The organism is Roseibium sp., assembly GCF_965276855.1.
Taxonomy (GTDB): domain Bacteria; phylum Pseudomonadota; class Alphaproteobacteria; order Rhizobiales; family Stappiaceae; genus Roseibium.
The window spans coordinates 4,706,372-4,724,373 of sequence record NZ_OZ255700.1 but is presented as its reverse complement, the minus strand read 5'-3'; the positions used below and the strand labels follow the sequence as shown (position 1 = coordinate 4,724,373).

Below are 18,002 nucleotides of genomic sequence, written 5' to 3'. Positions count from 1 at the left end.
TCAACGCTCCTCGCTGGTGACGGGGGATAGCTCTTCCATGCGCGCGAGCGCGCCGGCTTCCACCTCTTCCAGTTCAAGTAACGTCAATTCAATATCCCGTTGTTTTTCCAAAAGCTCTTCGCGCCGCGCAGCGATTTTCTCCATCAGGAGCCGCAGCTGGCCGGTTTCACCCGGCGCACTGCCGTACATCCCGATCAGCTCTTTGACTTCAGCCAGCGAAAAGCCCAGCCGTTTGCCACGCAAAATCAACTTTATGCGGGTTCGGTCTCCGGGCGTGTACAGCCTTTGACGGCCACGGCGCTGGGGTGTCACCAACCCTTGCGCCTCATAAAACCGAAGCGTTCTGGTGGTGATGTCGAACTCTTGCGTGAGCTGTGTAATGGTAAAATAGCGCTGCATACCCGATCCTTCGCGGGCACATTTCCGCCTTTTTACGTTAAAGTCAATAGATCTTATTTTTTCTATTTATATCAGAAACTTATTTCTGAATATTAATTACCGACAGATCGGTCTGCAGAACATTCAAATCAACGCTCCCGGAAACCCCGTCGACAGTCCCGCGCTGGTGATACTGCCAGAGCACCCAGTCTGAGGAATAGGCTGGTGCGTGCCAGATAGACCGCACCCAGAGCCTCCGATTGAGCCCGTTTCCTTTCAGGTATGTCCGGTAAAACTCTTCCGGTGCATAGAAGATCACTTGCTTGCCGGTGATGGGTTCAACAGCCGCGACAAAGGCGCTGATTTCCCGCAGCACTTCGTCAGTTGTTGGCCGCCGGGCACAGTTTCCCTCAAACTCCAGATCAACAACGGGTGCCAGCATGTCCGGCTCGTCCGGCAGAACGGCCAAAAAGTTGCGCGCCTGCGAGGCACCGTCCTTGCACAAGCTGAAGAAGTGATAGGCCCCCGTTGGCAGGCCTGCGGCCCTCGCCGCTTGCCAATTGCCAGCAAATGCCCGGTCGCGGAAATCATCACCTTCGCTCGCCTTGATGTACGCAAAGGCAACGTCGTCACGCGCAACCTTCACCCAGTCGATGTCGCCTTGATGATGCGAAACATCAATGCCGCGCACAGGAAAATCGTCCCGGTCCGGTTCCCAGTTCATGAAAAAGAAAGCCGCCCCTGCAATCGAAATCACACCACCGACGGCAATGTAGAACAAGGTCCGCAAAACCGCTTGCAAGAATTTCATACCATCCCTCGCCGTCCCCATGCAGCGGCCACCATGGCGTAAAAGTCTTTATAATTTAGGCCAGAAAATTCGGCCAAAGCGGCGCCGATGCGAGTTCAAGAATATTGCCGTCCGGATCCTTGAAATAAAGGCTTGTGCCACCCGCCGGCCAGACAACCTCGCTGATGATGTCGACGCCTTTCGATGAGAGGTAAACCCTCCAGGGATCGAGCTGATCATTCGAAATCCGGAAGGCAAAATGCCCATGCCCGCTTGTGTCATGGCCGGGAACAATTCCGCCCGGCGTTGGCACATCCTCTCCAGTGTGTCCACGGTAGAAAACAAGAAGAGTTTGCGCCGGCCCCGCATCGTAGGCGAACAGCCGATCACCAGCGACCATGCGCTTCAAGCCCAAAACACCTTCATAAAAGCCATGCGCAGCGTCCATGTCATCGACATAGACCGCAGTCTCAAGAATTCCGTCCAATTTTGGTCTGTCGCTCACGTTCACCTTTCCAATGAGACAGCTGCCGCTCAGGTCGTCACTCCAAGCCCAACAGTAAACAGTCTGCATTCAGAAAGACAGACCGTCGGCTTTCATCACCAGATTAAACTCCGTGATGCGATATTCAGCGACGCCCTCTTGCTTGAATGGGTCTTGTTCAATCAGTTTTTCAAGTTCTGCTCGGGTGTTCGCGCGGGCGATAATGACACCTCCCGTTCGTGGTTCCTTCGGTCCAGATGCTAAAAACACGCCTCGATCATAGCCGGACTTCAAGAAAGCCCGATGAGGTTCGAGCAACGCATCAATTTTGGAAAGATCGGCGATATAAGTCAGATCGACCACGAACAGGTTTCCGGCCATCATCGAGAATACCTTCAAGGAGAGGCCAGCTCACCGACTTGGGTGAGCCGGCAGACAAGTCAGACCACGGATAACTTCACGTCGATGTTTCCGCGGGTCGCATTGGAGTACGGACAGACTTCATGCGCCTTGGCGACCAGCGCTTCGGCCTCAGCCTTGTCCAAGCCCGGAACCGAAACCTCCAGAGCGACCTCCAAACCAAATCCCCCCTCGGATCTCGGGCCAATGCCGACTGTCGCGGTGATGGACGTGTCTGCTGGGACCGCGATTTTTTCCTGGCTGCCAACGAATTTCATGGCGCCGACGAAACAGGCTGCGTAACCGGACGCAAACAGCTCTTCCGGGTTGTTGCCTTCACCTCCGGCACCACCGAGTTCTTTCGGCGTCGTCAGCTTGGTCTTGAACGATCCGGTAAGGGTTTCAACCGCTCCATCGCGCCCGCCGGTTGCTTTTGCTTTCGTTTCATAAAGCACTTCAACGCTCATCTCATCATTCCCTTACAACGTGAAAACTGGATTTGCCCGAAGGCACTATTTTATATCGCGCACGATATAATTTACCCACATAAGCTGCACTGGCAAAAACGTCAACAGGTTGCGATCAAGTCGTGCGCGATTTATAAGGCGGATTATGAGCACGACGACCAATCAAATGTCTCTTCTGGATGCAATCGGCTTCAATGCGCCCGAAGATGAAAAACCCAAAAAAGACAAGAAGTCAGCTGCGCCGGAAAAGTCTTCCAAGCCGAAGAAACGGAAGGCCAAAAAAACCACTGAAACGGCAGCCTTAGCTTCGGATTTGGAAGCAGTTGAAGGCACTGATCCAGAAGATGAAACCAGTGACGTTCCGGTGAACACATCGGATGCGGCCGTAGAAGATCCAATTGAAAACGGCGAGAAATCCAACGGAATCGGCATGCTGGAGATCCGTCCTGATGGCCCGCTGCCGCTCGACAAGTATCTGTGCTTTTCGCTCTATTCAGCAAACCATGCGATGCACAGTGTCTATAAAACGCTGCTGAAAGACGTCGGTCTTACGTATCCGCAGTTTCTTGCCATGACTGTCTTGTGGGACAAGAACAACGTCCCGGTCGGGGCGATCACGCAAAAACTTCAGTTGGATACCAACACGCTCACACCGCTGTTGAAACGCCTGGAAGCCATAGGTCTCCTCACCCGCACCCGTTCCACCAAGGACGAACGGCAGGTGATCCTGAAGCTAACCCGAAAGGGCCGAAACCTTCAAAAGAAGACCGAACATTTTGCAGAGTGCATTTTCTCGTCAACAGGCCTGAGCCTTGAGGAGATTGTGGATCTTCAAACCAAGATCATGAAGTTGCGGGATAACCTCAGAAACACTGACCTCAACTGACGCAGGGTCATCGGATCCTTAAAATGGCAAGCCAAACCAGAGTGCGGCAATGCCGAGAAAGGCGAAGAAGCCTACGACGTCCGTCACGGTTGTCACGAACACACTGGATGCGATTGCCGGATCAATATTGAGCCGGTCGAGTGCGATCGGAATCAATAGGCCGGACAAACCGGCAAACAGCATATTGATCACGATGGCGCTGCCGATCACAACGCCAAGCCCGACGCTTGAAAACCACAACCAGGCGGTCACACCGATCAGGACGGCCAATGCCAGTCCGTTCAAAAAGCTGACGAGGACCTCGCGATTGAGAACCCGCATGAGGTTCCGGGCGCTGAGTTCCTGGGTCGCGATACCCCGAACGGCAACGGTCATCGTCTGGGTGCCGGCATTGCCCCCCATCGACGCCACGATCGGCATCAGGACCGCAAGCGCAACCATCGCTTCGATTGTGTCCTCGAACAGCGCGATCACGACTGACGCCAGAACCGCGGTGCCAAGATTGACAACCAGCCAGGTCAACCGGGACCTCGCAATGGTCATGACATTGTCCGAAATTTCCTCATCGCCCACCCCGGCGAGGGCACGCAGATCTTCTTCGGCTTCTTCCTGGATGACGTCAACGATATCATCGACAGTCAAAACGCCGACGAGCCGGTCATTTTCGTCAACCACCGCAGAAGATACAAGATTGTAGCGTTCGAACCGGCGGGCGACCTCTTCCTGATCTTCCGTCGCCTGGACGGCGTCCAGCCGCTCGGCCATGATCGAGGTGACTTTTTCGCGCCGCTTGGTTCTCAAGATCTTGTCGAGATGGACAGACCCCAACAATTTGAACGAGGGGTCGACAACGTAGATCTCATAAAAGTCATCCGGGAGATCCCGGGCTTCGCGCATGTAATCGATGGTCTGGCCAACGGTCCAGAACGGCGCTACCGCGATGAACTCACTCTGCATGCGGCGGCCGGCGCTGTCTTCCGGATAATCCAGCGCCTTTTTGAGCTGGGCCCTGTCCGCATAGGGCAGTTCCTCAAGGATTGCGGCCTGGTCGTCTTCGTCCAGATCTTCAAGGATGTAGACCGCGTCATCAGAATCAAGTTCGCCAAGCCCTTCCGCGATGACTTCGTTCGGCAGGTCTTCCAGAAGCTGCAGACGGACCGCCTCGTCCGTCTCCGTCAAGGCAGTGTAGTCAAAATCCTCGCCGAGAAGCCGGATGAAGGCGGCACGGTCATCGGCCGTCAGCGCTTCAAGAAGGTCGCCGGTATCTGCTTCGTGGAGATCGGCTGCAAGAGCGAACAATCCAGACTTATCGTCATTTGCAATCGCGCCTTCTACAGCGGCAATAAAATCTAGATTTAGCCGTTCTTCCTCGTCGCGGACCGGAATGAGGTCTTCGGGAGCGCGGGTCATGTCAAGCTCGGCAGCATTGCTCATATCGCCCTCCCCTTTCTCCCACGCACGTTTGCCGGAAACACGGCGCCCGGCTTGCAGATGCCTTCAGAACTAACGGGAGACGCACAAAAGCGCCACCGGAAAAGCGATGAAGGTCCACAGGCTTAAAGATTGCAGGGACCTTCAGGCGCACTTCTTCCGGGATGCTGTCTTTCGCACCGCTGCAAGATAAGCACGTGCATTCGCCGGCAAAATTCTTTCCTCATCGGAAATACACGGCTTGGCTCGTTTGAACGCGTTTTGTGCCCGCTGGCTCTTCAAGCATACGCGGCCTTCTGCCAACACTTCCTGCTCTACATACCAAAGCTGCTGGCAGGTCAAAGAACCAAGCGAAGACTTGTTTGGCGTAAACTCTTGCGAATGGACAACCGGCGGCCACAAAAGGAGCGCGACCAGAGCAATAAGGACCTTCATCCGGGATATGTGTGCTGAAAGCAATCGTTCGCAGGTGTGCTTTGCCATCTCCTAGGTATCCGCCACCCATGCTCGATTCGCAAAACCATTTCAGCCGATGAATAATCGAAACGTGCCTAAATGCTCCAGGAGCTTTCCAGGCGGTCAACCTGCTCAGCATCCAACGCTGCCTGGTACGCATTGACCAGTTTATCCGGCTTGCTGATTAGAAAACCCTGGATATCTGAACACCCGGCCTCAATTAGAAAATTTCGCTGTGCCCGGGTTTCAACACCTTCAGCCACGACCCCCATACCAAGGCTCTTTGCTAGAATAATGGTTGTCCGGACAATTGTGGCCGCGCTTTCACTCGCATCAAGGTTCTCGACGAAGGACTTGTCGATTTTCACCTTGTTGATCGGCAGTCGCAAAAGGTGTTTGAGGGATCCATAGCCGGTGCCGAAATCATCAAGCGAAATCAGCACACCAAACTCATGCAACCGAACCAAATTACGATGGATTTCCTCGAAACGCTGGTCCAGAAGCACCGTTTCCGTGATTTCAAACTCAAGCCGCCCCCGCAGGACCTTTAGGTTGTCCAACTGGCGCGCAACGCGATCCGGGAATTCCGGGTCGCACAGCTGAGACGTCGATAGATTGATTGCCAAACGGCCAGGATCAAATCCCTCATCGATTAGCTTTGCAAATTCGCGGCAAGCCGTCTTGATCACGGCGCAGCCCAAGGGAACACCGAGGCCCGCATCCTCAGCGATGGCCACGAATTCAGCGGGCGATACAGGCGTTCCGTTTTGCGCCCAGCGCGCCAAAGCTTCAAAACCAACCAAACGGCCCGTTGCCGCCTCAACCTGAGGCTGGTAGGCAACAGTAATCTGATCGTTCGCGATCGCTGCCTTCAACCCTTGCGCAAGGTCTTGGCGCCGCTCAAGGCTACGCCTGTAGAGCTCGTCGTAACATCGCCATCCGTTCCGACCGGACGCTTTGGCCTGGTAGAGCGCAAGGTCTGCACTCTTGAAGATTTCAGTAGATGTGTCTCCATCGGCCGGCACGCGCGCCAAACCCATTGAAACCGTTGAAGGGATTGTTCGCGACCCAAGCTGAACCGGTTGGCAGAGCGCGGCATGAAGGCCGGGCATATCGGAGAGCCCACCATCAAGGCCACCGAGGCCCGGAACGATAAATGCAAACTCATCGCCACCAAGACGCGCGACCGTGCCGCCACCGGCCTGGTCGACAAACCGTTCCAGACGGGCAACGGTTTCCTGCAGCAGAAGATCACCGGCATCATGCCCCAGCGTATCATTGACGGATTTGAACTGATCCAGGTCCACGATCCCGAACAGCGCGCTCTCTGATGCCGCCTTTGCTCTTTCCGCTATTTTGGAAAGCTCCCGGATCATAACGTTCCTGTTGGCAGCACCTGTCAGCGAATCCGTATCGGCAATCCGGCGGATCTCTTCTTCCGCCCTTTTCAGAGATGTTACATCCGTGCGTACACCAACGCTGACACCCCTGTCAGAAACCCGTTCACGAATTTGAACCCATCGACCATCGGTGAGTTTTTCCACCAAGATAGACTTGGGATTTCGATACGATTCCAATCGCCGCTTTAACCAGCGTTCCTGTTTTTCTGGAGTATCTCCGGCATCCGCATAGAGGCCTATGTCAAGCCCATGCATCAGCATCTCGCGGAACGTAACCCCGTCCTCAATGGCAGGCGCTGTATCGGCATAGTTGGAACGATAAGCTTGATTGCACATGATCAAACGGTCGTTGCTATCAAATGCAACAACAGCGTCTGGAATTGTTTCAATCACATCTCTCAGGAGGGTCCTCGCCTCTTCAAGCTCGCGCTTATGGTTTTCCTCAGCTGTGATGTCCACAAAACTGGCCACCACTTCTTGCTCTCCCGTCGGCGTAGATCTCGTAGGCCTGGCGTTCACCCTCAGCCATTGCACTCCACCATCGGGACGTTTGACCCCAACAATCTGGTTCATGACCGGCTCGCCGGTGCGCAGCGCAACGGTCGACGGCATTTCTTCTCCACCCATTGGACGGCCATCAGGAAATATTGTGCCCCAAGTCGGGTCCATGATTTCTTGACCGCGCATTTGCGCTTCGCTCATATGAAGAAGACGGCAAGCCTCCGGATTGGCTGCAATAATCTCGCCGTTTGGACCATGAAGGACCACACCCGCCGTGACGTTGTCGACAATCGCCTGCAATCGCTGCCGGCTCTCAACGAGAGCGGTCACATCGGCCTCTATCGCCATATACCCGGTCAAAACACCAGCATCATTTCGAAGCGGGCGGATTTCCATGTCCAGCCAATACTTTTGACCAGATTTTGATTGATTGAGTATGGTTTCACGAACCGGTTCACCGGCACGGATCGCGGCTGTAAGGCGGGCGGACGTTTCAGGATCGGTTTCGTCACAGCGCAAGAAATGGCCAGGCTTACGGCCTGCAACTTCTTCCAAGGAATATCCAGTCAGTTCTTCGAAAGCCGGGTTTACCCATTCGATGGCACCATCTGCATCTCCAACGATGACTGGTGTTCTCGTCGCATTGATAATTTGATCGGCAAATTTAAGACGTCGGGTCAAAGCTTCCCGCCGGGTCACATCGCGCGCAACGCCCCAATGGCCGAGAAAATTGCCTTTGGAATCGTAACGCGGTTCACCGTGGACCTCAAAATGGGACGCAGATCCATCGCGCCCTCGGAGCTCACAGATAAAGCCCTCAATGGCTTGCCGGTTGGTCAAGACATCATGGAATTTTGCCGGGTTGCCGTCGAGGTCCGCTTTGTCTTCTATGATTTCCCAGAGCTTGCTGCCGGTCCAGTCTGGGAATTGTTTGACCATCAAGCCATCATCGCCCTGGATACGCGTCAGTCGATGTTCTGCATCCGCTTCCCACAACCAATCCGACGATAAGGCCAAAAGAGTTTCCAGGCGCGCTTGTGCCGCAGCTTTTTGCCGTTCGGCCGCCACAAGCGCAGTCTTGTCTGTCGCGACACCAATCCCACCGACGATGCGGCCGCCAATTATAAGCGGCACCAAGGTCGTTTCAGACATGATACGGCCATGGCGGGTCTCAGTTTCGGTCATGCAATGGACCGTTTCCCCCGCCAATACGTTTTTATGCATCGTGGCCCAAAGCTCGACCTGCTCCTTGGGCATGCGTGTTTCATCAGCCCGTTTACCGATCAGGTTTCCGAAGGCTTCTCGATCAAGTTTGTTTTGGAAGACATACCGGCCAGCTCTGTCGAAAACCCAGGCCGGTTGTGGCAGGTTTTCATAAGCAGCACGCAGGAGATCGTATTCCGGAGCTTCAAAGCGGGAGTTCTCGTCAAACTGAACAGGTTGCTTCATTGGCACTCACAACAGAATAAACGCGCAAATTCCTCTAAGGCAGGACTTAACCTTCAGGGTCATACTCAAGAACAAAGACTAAAGAAAACACGAACGCAATGTTGTAAATTCGGCTGAATATGCAAAGAAACTTTCGATCCCCCGGAACACTTTACGAGGTATGCGGCGCTCTGCACCGCCTGTTGCTCAGCCTTACGCATTGAAAAACCTGCACCATCACGCTGGGCACACATGCAATGAAAGAAGCCACTCACTTTTTGTTCAGTGACGTGACTTTTGTAAAATTGCTATTGAAGTTTCAACGCAACTTCGTGGAACATAGGCTGTTTGTTATCGGGTGCGTTGGACAACTTGAATAAGATGCAACCCAAGGCTGCTTCTCAATCAAACATCGAATGCGGACAACCAGATGTCCATCCGGGCGCGGTTGACCCCCAGGTCGGAGTTGCCAAACACCAGATGGGAGTACACATGGACATGGCCGTTCTCCACCCAAACCTGAGTGACATCGGGAAAGCCCCAAATCTTCGAGCGGTGAACGAACACCATCGGCAGGTTATCCGAAGACCCTGAAATGCGCCGTGTTCGAACAGTCTGAACGATCTGGCGTTCCAGGTCGAACAGACTGACAGCCTCAAGCGAACGAACAGCGTAATGGCCGCCAGAAAGCTCTAAGTCTCCGGTAGCTGTTTGCGCGTCAATTTGCGGCACATCGGCCTCGGTCACCGGCACCAGACGGAAAAACAGGGCTGCGCCAATTCCGCAGAGCACCAAAACAAGGGCTCCGAGCCCCCAGACCCAAGAGCTTCCAAAACCAAACTGCATTCCGCTCACACCGTCCTCCAAGCCAAAACGCCAATGGGTGGCCTTTGAAAATGCGTGATGCTCAAGGCAAACAAGCGGCTGCCCCGAAAGACAGCGTCATTTAAAAATAAGAGCGATGCTTTCAAGTTGACGCGCCAGTCTATCGATCCGTTCGGCAAGCAAGGTCTCCTTGTCCAAGGTCAGAGGAAGCCTCTCAATAGGCTGGTCTGCCCCTCTACGTTCAAGACCTGCACACTGGATCTTGGGTTGGCGCTAGGTACCACCGCACTCGGCGCCAGCCTATTGGTTCTATGTTCGTATTTTCGTTCCCGCACCGTTGTTGAAGCCGCTGAAGGAGCAAAGCGTCATTACAACTCCACGACAACCTTGCCGATCGCCTGCCCGCTTGTCAGCCGGTCATAGGCCGCTCCAACTTCCGAAAGGCGAAAATTTGTTGCATCCAAAAGCGGTTTCAGCGCCCCAGCATCAACGATTTCAGCAAGTTTGGTGAGGATGACGCCGTGCTCTGTGCGCTTGAAATCATGCAGCATGGGGATCAGCATAAAGACCACATGAAGGGACAAGCCCTTAAAGTGGGCGACGCTCAAATCCAGCTCGACCAACGCCACTGTAGAAGCGACATTTGCGTTCAGCGCTGCTGCCTCGAATGAGTTTGCCATATTGGCGCCGCCCACGGAGTCAAAAACAACATCAAAACCCTGGCCATCCGTGTATCTCGCCACATAGTCGGCGACCGGCTCGGACGTATAGTTGATGGCTGTCGCGCCGTATCCATTGATCGCAGACAATTGCTCGTCTTTGGAGCCGGTCGCATAGACCTCCGCACCGAAATGCTTCGCAAGCTGGACTGCAACATGTCCAACTCCACCAGCGCCACCATGAACCAGAACCTTTTGACCTGCTTTGACGCCCGCGCGGGTGAGACCCTCAAACGCGGTGATACCAACAAGCGGAAGTGCTGCTGCCTCGCGCATGGTCAAAGACTCAGGCTTCTTGGCAATGAGCCGCGCATCAACTGCCATCAGTTCCGCCAATGCGCCCGGCAGATCGGCCAGCCCACCAGCGCAGCCATAAACCTCATCGCCCGGAGCAAAGCCGTCAACGCCCTCGCCCACGGCCTCAACCGTGCCGGCAAAGTCCATTCCCAAGAGGGCTGGTAACTCTGGAGACAGCGGAAGGTCGGTCCCCATCTGTTTGATCATCGTATCAACAGTGTTGACGCTGGTCGCGCCAATGCGCACGAGCACTTCTCCGGGCTTCACCTCAGGATCCGGCAATTGGACAGCATCAAATTCTGCAGCCTCTCCATATGCCTTTAAAACCATCGCTTTCATACATCATCTCCTTGAACAGCGTGTTGCCGCGAAGATGAGATTTTTCATTTTCCGTATAAACTGGCCAATGCAGCATTCTGTTTTCGGATTTTACGCATAAAAGCTGGACTGATCGATCCCAGTACAAATTGCTGGCCCGTTTGCCGACCCCGCAGTTCTAGAAGGGTTTGTCGAACATGCCGCATCCGGGCGAACAGACGGGACTGGCATTCGTTCGCCGATGCACCATTTGGCTCTACAGCACCTTTGATGGAGACCTTGATGGTACGCGCAAACCACGATCGGGCGACACTTCAGCAGCCCGCTTATGAGCTTTTGCAAGAACACAGGCAGTTCGAGATCCGGCACTACCCGCCAGCAACTGCGGTCCGGATTGTCGAAAGCAACGGCCGGAGCGCGGCAACCCGAAGCGGCTTCAACGCCCTTTACAGCTACATCACCGGAAACAACGAAGATCGGCATCACTACGCCATGACCGCGCCGGTTTTGCAACGGGCGTGTGGTTCAAACAGCGGACCTCCGCGATCAGGCGCGACAAGCGATCTGGTGGATGGCGACTGGGAGATGTTTTTCTTTCTACCTGACGGTGTCGACGCGGCTTCCGCAGCAGAGCCGATCAATACACGCATTGAAGCGACGACGCTTGGCGAACGAAAGGTTGCGGTTCGCAGTTTCTCCGGCCGGTGGTCGGATGAGAATTTCGCGAATGAGGCGATGCATTTGCTTGCCAGTCTGACAGAGCACGGTTTTACAACAACCGGCCCGGTCTCCTTCGCATTTTATGATGCACCGTCTGTGCTCCCGGCCAAGAGATATAACGAGGTTCAAATTGAGGTCGAGTAACGCTGAACAAGACAGGCTGCCACTGAAAACCAAGTCTTCGACCCGACGCAAAAAGCTGACGGATCCCTCCCAGCTGTCTGAGGAGCATGCAAGTGAGGTGATCGAGATGGCCCTCTCCGATCACATCAGTTTTGCCGAGATTGAACTGCAATACGGGCTCTATGAACCCCAAGTCAAAGCGCTGATGCGGGATCGCTTGAAACCATCCAGCTACCGGGCCTGGCGCAAGCGGGTCCGCAAGTTCTCCGACCGGCGCGCGCATTACAAGTGACGATGCGTGCGAGCAGCTGCTGGCAACTCACAAACCATGCGCGCCGTACTTCAGCAGGACCGGTACAACGAGCTCTTCTTCATCTATCAGATGGCGATCCAGTTTTCCGGACAGTCGCTCGACTGTTTCATGGAAAACAGAGACAGCGTCTGTTTCTTCATTCGTCTGAGACAAGACAGCGTTGGCCTGATCAACAAACCCTTGCAGATAGGCGTCCAGCAAATGGTGATCGGAGTCCAGCAACTCAAACCCTTGAGCGAGCCGATGGTCTTTCGACACAAGTACCGGAAAATAGTGATGATCTTCGATCGTGTGGTGCCCATGCAACTCAGAAACCAGCAGGGATCCGTATTGGGCAAGGTTTGATGCAAAGACCTCTGGCGCAATCACTTTGTCTAGCCGATGCTCGCACAGGGAATTCAGGCGCGCGAGAAGATCGCGGAACATCATGTGCCGTTCGAGCCAGAACTGGATCAAACCGTTGTAGCCAGCATCTTGCGTCCATCCGGTGCGTGGATAGTCCTCCAAAAGCACGCGCAAGGCATCTGGAAGCGCGGTTCGATAGTTCAGGGAGAGCTTTTCGTCCATAAGACTTCGCAGGCGATGCCACCCAACACTGCCGTTTGAGCTTTCTGTCGGAGGCTGTGGTTCAAGAATGAATTTCCGCAGTCGGGATATAGCGCTGTGGCGCCGAATTCAAAGGGCTCCACGTCTTTCCGCATACCTAGTGCGCAGTAGCACTAGTGCGAACCCGAGCGAGATTGCCATGGAGCCCACCTGTTCTATCTGACGTTTGGTCAGCGGCGGAGGCCGCAGAGCAAGTTAATGACTGGATTTGAAGTGGGATTTGATATGCGTTTCACGATACCGCTCCTGGCTGCGATAATGCTGACCGGCCCAGCCCTTGCCGAAGACGTTGCCTATAACGTCTCCGGAGAAGCCTTTACCGGATACTTTGCCAAGGCTGAAGACCCGAAAGGCCTTGTTCTGATCGTTCATGACTGGGACGGCATGACCGATTACGAACGCAAACGGGCGGATATGCTCGCAGATATGGGGTACAACGCCTTCGCCCTTGATATGTTCGGCAACGACACACCAACCGAAACAGTTGACCATCGCCGGGCTGCAACCGGTGCCCTGTATCAGGACCGCGATCGCATGAGGTCCCTGATCCAAGCAGGTGTTGATCAGGCGAAACAACTGGCAGGTGACACCCGCATGGTGGTTATGGGGTACTGCTTTGGTGGTGCGGTCGCCCTTGAAATGGCCCGCAGCGACATGTCCGGCATGGCGACCGGCTATGCCAGCTTCCATGGCGGACTGTCCACACCCGAAGGTCAATCCTGGACCGGCGATGAACCACCGCTGTTGGTTTTGCACGGTGGCGCCGACACATCAATCACTCTGGATGATGTTGCAACGCTCGCCAAAGAGCTGGAAACCTCCGGCACACCATACGCCATAGAAGTATACTCTGGCGCGCCCCATGCCTTCACAGTCTTCGGCTCGAACCGTTACCAGGAACGGGCGGACACCGCGAGCTGGGATGCCTTCTCGACCTTCTTGAGTGAACAGCTCTGAGGGCGTCATTTTACTCCTGCGCGGCCACCAAACCGCGCAGTTCCGGACGACGGCTCGATCCGAGTGAACACTCCAAAAGCGGTGCTGTACGCGGCTTCGGCGGGAAGCCCATCGCAAATAATTGCCCGTCCACCTCTCAGGGCATACCAGAGACGACAAAGGAAGTGCTCATGCGAAGTTTGACGTGTCTGTTTCTTATGCTCGCTTTCGCAGGCAACGCGAATGCTGAAGAGATGGTCAGTATCGGCAGCTTTGAAATAGACAGGACCGAGGTCACAATCGGCGCCTTCCGCGAGTTCATGGATGCCACAAACACAACGACGTCGGCGGAAATCGCGGGCGGCGGGGAAGTGTATGAATCCGGCTGGGTTCAAAAACCTGGCTGGACATGGCGAACGCCCTTCGGCCTTCCTGCGTTGGATACGGAGCCCGCCGTGCACGTGACCTTCGAGGAGGCATCAGCTTATTGCGCCTGGCGCGGAAAACGTCTTCCGACTGATGCGGAGTGGGTCGAAGCAGCCTACACGGAGCGCCGGATTTCACCGCCCGCGCCCTTCGAACCGGGTGTGACATACCCCTACCCGACCGGAAAGAGCCCGGAAGGCGCCAACTGTCTTGAGGGTTGCGGCGCCTCACCAACTATTGACGTCAGTGCTGTATTGCGCCGTGGCACCGGTCATGCTCGAGTCGGAACAACATGGCCCGGTGTCAACGGTCTCTACGATATGGGAGCAAACGTCTGGGAGTGGACCGACAATGGCGCGGGTGGTCAAAAAACCACGCGCGGCGGCTCTTGGTGGTATGGGCCGTGGCAAATGCATCGGGATCACATCGCAACAAAACCGGCTGGCACAGCGGTGGTCTATATCGGCTTTCGCTGTGCCCGGTCCTTGTAGGCGGAGTGCGTTGCCGGTGTCTCGGTCAAAAGAAAACCAAAATTGCCTCCAATCAAGAACCTCCATGACGAAAGGAACACCATGCGTCGGCTCTTGATCTGGAGTGCCTGTTTTATCCTGTTCAATTTGGCGCTGGGGCTGACCGCCTATCTGTCGGGCGTCCGGTCACCGGACACCCACTGGAGCACCGCCAACCGGGAGCCCATCGGCATTGCGCCAGATCCACTGACGGAACAGCAGGCGATCGTTCAGGTTTATGCGGCGCGGGCGTTCAGCTGGCGCGGCTATATTGGTGTTCACAGCTGGATATCCGTGAAACCGGTGAATGCCGATCATTTTACCACTTATGAAGTCACGGGGTGGCGCGTCCGCTACGGCGGCAACGCCGTCCGGGCCTCCCGTCGTGCACCGGACAGCCGCTGGTTCGGCTCCGAACCAGAGCTTCTGGCAGAACTGCGCGGCGAACCGGCAAACGAAGCGATTGTACGCCTGCAAACTGCCATTGACGCTTACGAATTCAACAGCATCTACACAGTCTGGCCCGGCCCCAACTCGAATACATTTGTCGCACATCTTGGGAGAGTGCTCCCTGAATTGCGGCTGGACCTACCCCCTACCGCTGTTGGCAAGGACTACCTGGCCTCCGGTTTGTGGGCCTCAGCACCAAGTGGCACCGGCTACCAACTGTCCTTGATGGGGCTCTTTGGGGTTTTGGTTGCCTGGGAAGAAGGATTGGAGCTCAATATTCTGGGCCTAACCTACGGCATTGATCTCAATGATTTTTCTCTGAAACTGCCGATGATCGGACGCATCGGTTTTTCATCCGGAAATGCGCCTTCGGCCTGAAGATCGGTGGGCGAAGGGCAGAGCAACTGCCCTGATCAGCGATGCTCCAACCAATCTTTGATCGGCACGCCTCTCGTTGCAAAAACGTTCCTGCGGTATTTGGCCACGCTTGCCGGTAGGCCTTCCTGGCCGATCTTCATCCGCAGACATAAGCGTTGAAACAATGCTTAACGAACAGTATTTGGAGGTCTGATGGCGAACATATTGGTGATCGGCGCCAGCCGGGGCATTGGCAAAGCAGTCTGTCTAGCAGCTGCGGAGAAAGGTCACGCCGTGCGCGCAATGTCTCGCAGTGGAACAACTCCGATGGGCAAAACCGGCGCAATTGAAGCATTCCAAGGCAATGCGCTGGATCGCGGCGACATCGATCGAGCACTCGGCGGTATCGACACAGTAGTCCTAGCTTTGGGCGTTCCGGCTTCCCTGGACATGATCACAGGCCCTGTAACCTTGTTTTCAAAGGCCACCCAGGTGCTGCTTCCGGCGATGGAGAATGCCAACATCAACCGTCTCATAGCCGTGACGGGATTTGGGGCCGGTGATAGCCGCTCAGCCATCAATCCGCTGCAACGCCTCCCGTTCAAGGCGCTTCTCGGACGCGCATATGTGGATAAAACCACGCAGGAAGCGATGATCTCGGAAAGCGGGCTTGATTATTTGATTGTCCGGCCGGGCGTTCTGACAAATCAACCCAAATCCGGGCGGTACAAGGTTCTGGAAGACCCGAAAAAATGGCGCAATGGCATCATTGCGCGCGCGGACGTGGCCGATTTCATCGCGAGCCGGCTGTCAGGCGAACCGCTTGGCTGCAAAAAACCTGTTCTGATCCGCTGGCCCTTGTGATCTCTTGACGCAGATCTCAGCTCGTCAGGCCGTGTGCAACCGGTTGGATCTCAGGATATAAGAAAACCTGTCCAGCTCTGAAAAAACGAAAATCGCAGCAAAAATTCCAGTATCTGAAAATCCATATCAAAATTGACTGCGTAACAAACTCAGATCCCGATCTTGGATCTTGTCTCAACGCAAGGCGTGCTGCGCTCCCCCTGCAGCATATTGCGTTCTCCTCCTGCTGACCCGCCAACGCCAGTTGGTGGGTCTTTTTTTGAACTGAAGGTCCGAGCACATCAGCAATGCGGTACCGAAGGGTGCGCGAACTTCAGACTTCCGAGGCCTGCAGTCGACGCGAAAAATGGGGTGAATACCCCAAAAAAAACGGTCAGAGGCCGGTTTTTTTATGATTTTAATCACTTGGTAGTGTGATTGATGGTGCGGTCGAGACGCCCAAAATGAAAATATTTGATTATATATTTCAATAACATAAAATTTTCTACAGTTCATTTTTGGGTAAAAACTGGGGTAAAGCTTCCGCACACCTGAGAGACGAAATACTCTTTTTCGTTGTATTTTCTTAAAATACATCTTTAAATGTTATTCCCCTTTCCTTCCGGCACTCAAGCGGCTCGAAATGCGCGCACTTGTTTTCTCGGCTGCAATCCTGTTGCTTCTGTCGCCGCCGGGCCTGGCTCAGCCAGTGGAGGTGCTCTTCCAGGCCGTGATCACGACCGAAGGAAAGGCCTGTCCCGCCGTTACACGAGTGAAGGTCCTTGGAAAGTCGACCAGCGGCACGAGCTTCTTCGCGGCGGCCTGTTCCGACGGCGGCCGGCATGTGATCGAGATCCTGCCGGATCTCTCCCTCAACTACATTTCCAGCTGCAGCACTTTTGAAGCCGTCAGCGGGACGTCCTGTTTTTGACCGGCACAGACCGTTGGACACTTTTTGGACCACACGACCCCGAACACCTGCGCAGGACTGGGCAACGCGCACTATTTGCCCAACCGCTTTCCATGATTGATCGCATCCGCTCACGGTCCTACTTTTCGCGTTGAGGGCGCAAAACGCAGGAGATCGGAGCTTCCTTGCTTCCAAGGGGCTGCGACAAAAACGGCCAATTGATGTGGCCAGGCTGCGATCTATTTCTGGTGTTGCAAGGCGAACCAAGGCTGCCGCCCGCGAACCAGGTCCATCGACGCCTCAGACGTGTCCCCCAACCGACGTCTCCGGCCCAGACAGGCTTGAGAAATGAGCGGCAGCCGCGGTCTCCTGCACTGGTGACACCCGGTGTCTCAGCCAAACGGATAGGCGCAAAGGCGAGGTTCCGAAAATGACTCTCAGGGTGCGCGCCGCCCCCAAGTTGCCGGACACCCTGCCCCCCAAAAAAAGCCGGCAGGAGAAATTTCCTGCCGGCTGACCGTTCTCCGCCTAGGCGCCTGTTCTCAGGATCAGGCGAACTGGAAGTCGTCCTGATGCAGACCCGTCACGGCAACATTGTTCAATGTCAGACGCATGTTTGCACCGATGTCGATCACCGTATGGCTGCCGGACTGGCTCGCCGCCGCCTGCACCTCGGCAAAGCTTGTGAAGATACCCTCAAAGCGGATGACATCCCCTGCTCCGGCACCGGCCTCAAAGTCATCGATCGTGTCCCAACCGAAGTCGGCTGCAAAGATGAAGGTGTCATTACCTTGTTCGCCATAGAGATAGTTGTCGCCGCCCATGCCACGCAGAACATCATCGCCATTGCCGCCAAACAACCAGCTCATCCCGCCATCGCCGATCAGCGTGTCGTTGTGAGCAGATCCGAAGATGGCCTCAATGTTGATGTAGGTGTCGCCACGCGCCACACCAGCGTTCTGGCTGCTGTCAGTGAGATTGACCGTCACCGCGCTTCCGGCGTTCCAATAGGCAGCGCCGTCCCAGCCTT

The 18,002-nt window shown here is 55.1% G+C and carries 19 protein-coding genes; 8 read left to right on the top strand and 11 right to left on the bottom strand.

The window, feature by feature from the left end; genetic code table 11:
• The 5 genes from ACQY4Z_RS21875 to ACQY4Z_RS21855 all read right to left on the bottom strand — a co-directional run bounded on the left by ACQY4Z_RS21875 (nucleotide 1) and on the right by ACQY4Z_RS21855 (nucleotide 2,518).
• The gene (locus ACQY4Z_RS21875) at nucleotides 1–399 is read right to left on the bottom strand and encodes a MerR family transcriptional regulator (RefSeq protein WP_428524798.1); all 399 of its coding nucleotides are present in this window, start codon (nucleotides 397–399) and stop codon (nucleotides 1–3) included.
• A 79-nt stretch (nucleotides 400–478) separates the two neighbouring features.
• On the bottom strand, nucleotides 479–1,189 hold the full coding sequence (locus ACQY4Z_RS21870; protein ID WP_428524796.1) for a glycoside hydrolase family 25 protein: 711 nt from the start codon (nucleotides 1,187–1,189) through the stop codon (nucleotides 479–481).
• Nucleotides 1,190–1,244: 55 nt separating this feature from the next.
• Entirely contained in the window at nucleotides 1,245–1,673 is a 429-nt protein-coding gene (locus tag ACQY4Z_RS21865; protein ID WP_428524794.1) for a VOC family protein, read from the bottom strand.
• Nucleotides 1,674–1,742: 69 nt separating this feature from the next.
• Nucleotides 1,743–2,036, bottom strand: coding sequence for a YciI family protein (locus ACQY4Z_RS21860; RefSeq protein ID WP_428524792.1), 294 nt, complete (start codon nucleotides 2,034–2,036; stop codon nucleotides 1,743–1,745).
• A gap of 56 nt (nucleotides 2,037–2,092) precedes the next feature.
• Nucleotides 2,093–2,518 carry an organic hydroperoxide resistance protein gene (locus ACQY4Z_RS21855; RefSeq protein WP_428524790.1) on the bottom strand — a complete coding sequence of 142 codons (426 nt, stop codon included), beginning with the start codon at nucleotides 2,516–2,518 and terminating at the stop codon, nucleotides 2,093–2,095.
• A gap of 145 nt (nucleotides 2,519–2,663) precedes the next feature.
• Between ACQY4Z_RS21855 and ACQY4Z_RS21850 the strand changes: the two genes are divergently transcribed.
• Nucleotides 2,664–3,404: a MarR family winged helix-turn-helix transcriptional regulator gene (locus tag ACQY4Z_RS21850; RefSeq protein ID WP_428524788.1), complete on the top strand. Its 741-nt coding sequence runs from the start codon at nucleotides 2,664–2,666 to the stop codon at nucleotides 3,402–3,404.
• A gap of 18 nt (nucleotides 3,405–3,422) precedes the next feature.
• On the opposite strand, the gene mgtE is transcribed toward ACQY4Z_RS21850, so the two are convergent.
• The 4 genes from mgtE to ACQY4Z_RS21830 all read right to left on the bottom strand — a co-directional run bounded on the left by mgtE (nucleotide 3,423) and on the right by ACQY4Z_RS21830 (nucleotide 10,800).
• Nucleotides 3,423–4,838, bottom strand: coding sequence for a magnesium transporter (mgtE, locus tag ACQY4Z_RS21845; RefSeq protein ID WP_428524786.1), 1,416 nt, complete (start codon nucleotides 4,836–4,838; stop codon nucleotides 3,423–3,425).
• Between the two features lie 548 nt (nucleotides 4,839–5,386).
• On the bottom strand, nucleotides 5,387–8,641 hold the full coding sequence (locus ACQY4Z_RS21840; protein WP_428524784.1) for an EAL domain-containing protein: 3,255 nt from the start codon (nucleotides 8,639–8,641) through the stop codon (nucleotides 5,387–5,389).
• Between the two features lie 384 nt (nucleotides 8,642–9,025).
• The gene (locus ACQY4Z_RS21835; protein WP_428529636.1) at nucleotides 9,026–9,466 is read right to left on the bottom strand and encodes a DUF1499 domain-containing protein; all 441 of its coding nucleotides are present in this window, start codon (nucleotides 9,464–9,466) and stop codon (nucleotides 9,026–9,028) included.
• A gap of 347 nt (nucleotides 9,467–9,813) precedes the next feature.
• On the bottom strand, nucleotides 9,814–10,800 hold the full coding sequence (locus ACQY4Z_RS21830) for a zinc-dependent alcohol dehydrogenase family protein (protein WP_428524782.1): 987 nt from the start codon (nucleotides 10,798–10,800) through the stop codon (nucleotides 9,814–9,816).
• Between the two features lie 261 nt (nucleotides 10,801–11,061).
• Between ACQY4Z_RS21830 and ACQY4Z_RS21825 the strand changes: the two genes are divergently transcribed.
• Nucleotides 11,062–11,643 (top strand): SOUL family heme-binding protein, encoded by a 582-nt coding sequence (locus tag ACQY4Z_RS21825; protein WP_428524780.1) that lies wholly within the window; start codon nucleotides 11,062–11,064, stop codon nucleotides 11,641–11,643.
• On the top strand, nucleotides 11,630–11,914 hold the full coding sequence (locus tag ACQY4Z_RS21820) for a TIGR03643 family protein (RefSeq protein WP_428524779.1): 285 nt from the start codon (nucleotides 11,630–11,632) through the stop codon (nucleotides 11,912–11,914). The genes ACQY4Z_RS21825 and ACQY4Z_RS21820 overlap by 14 nt, the downstream gene beginning before the upstream one ends.
• Before the next feature lie 27 nt (nucleotides 11,915–11,941).
• Here the strand turns inward: ACQY4Z_RS21820 and ACQY4Z_RS21815 are convergent, their stop codons facing one another.
• Nucleotides 11,942–12,502: a hemerythrin domain-containing protein gene (locus ACQY4Z_RS21815; RefSeq protein WP_428524777.1), complete on the bottom strand. Its 561-nt coding sequence runs from the start codon at nucleotides 12,500–12,502 to the stop codon at nucleotides 11,942–11,944.
• A gap of 237 nt (nucleotides 12,503–12,739) precedes the next feature.
• On the opposite strand from ACQY4Z_RS21815, the gene ACQY4Z_RS21810 reads away from it, so the two are divergent.
• From ACQY4Z_RS21810 to ACQY4Z_RS21790, 5 genes are all read left to right on the top strand, one after another.
• Nucleotides 12,740–13,498, top strand: coding sequence for a dienelactone hydrolase family protein (locus ACQY4Z_RS21810; RefSeq protein WP_428524775.1), 759 nt, complete (start codon nucleotides 12,740–12,742; stop codon nucleotides 13,496–13,498).
• Between the two features lie 170 nt (nucleotides 13,499–13,668).
• Entirely contained in the window at nucleotides 13,669–14,394 is a 726-nt protein-coding gene (locus tag ACQY4Z_RS21805; protein ID WP_428524773.1) for a formylglycine-generating enzyme family protein, read from the top strand.
• Between the two features lie 81 nt (nucleotides 14,395–14,475).
• Nucleotides 14,476–15,240, top strand: coding sequence for a DUF3750 domain-containing protein (locus ACQY4Z_RS21800; RefSeq protein WP_428524771.1), 765 nt, complete (start codon nucleotides 14,476–14,478; stop codon nucleotides 15,238–15,240).
• Nucleotides 15,241–15,432: 192 nt separating this feature from the next.
• The gene (locus ACQY4Z_RS21795; protein WP_428524769.1) at nucleotides 15,433–16,083 is read left to right on the top strand and encodes an NAD(P)-dependent oxidoreductase; all 651 of its coding nucleotides are present in this window, start codon (nucleotides 15,433–15,435) and stop codon (nucleotides 16,081–16,083) included.
• A gap of 622 nt (nucleotides 16,084–16,705) precedes the next feature.
• Nucleotides 16,706–16,993 (top strand): hypothetical protein, encoded by a 288-nt coding sequence (locus ACQY4Z_RS21790; protein WP_428524767.1) that lies wholly within the window; start codon nucleotides 16,706–16,708, stop codon nucleotides 16,991–16,993.
• A gap of 527 nt (nucleotides 16,994–17,520) precedes the next feature.
• On the opposite strand, the gene ACQY4Z_RS21785 is transcribed toward ACQY4Z_RS21790, so the two are convergent.
• On the bottom strand, nucleotides 17,521–17,961 hold the full coding sequence (locus ACQY4Z_RS21785) for a hypothetical protein (protein WP_428524765.1): 441 nt from the start codon (nucleotides 17,959–17,961) through the stop codon (nucleotides 17,521–17,523).
• Nucleotides 17,962–18,002 lie beyond the last annotated feature (41 nt).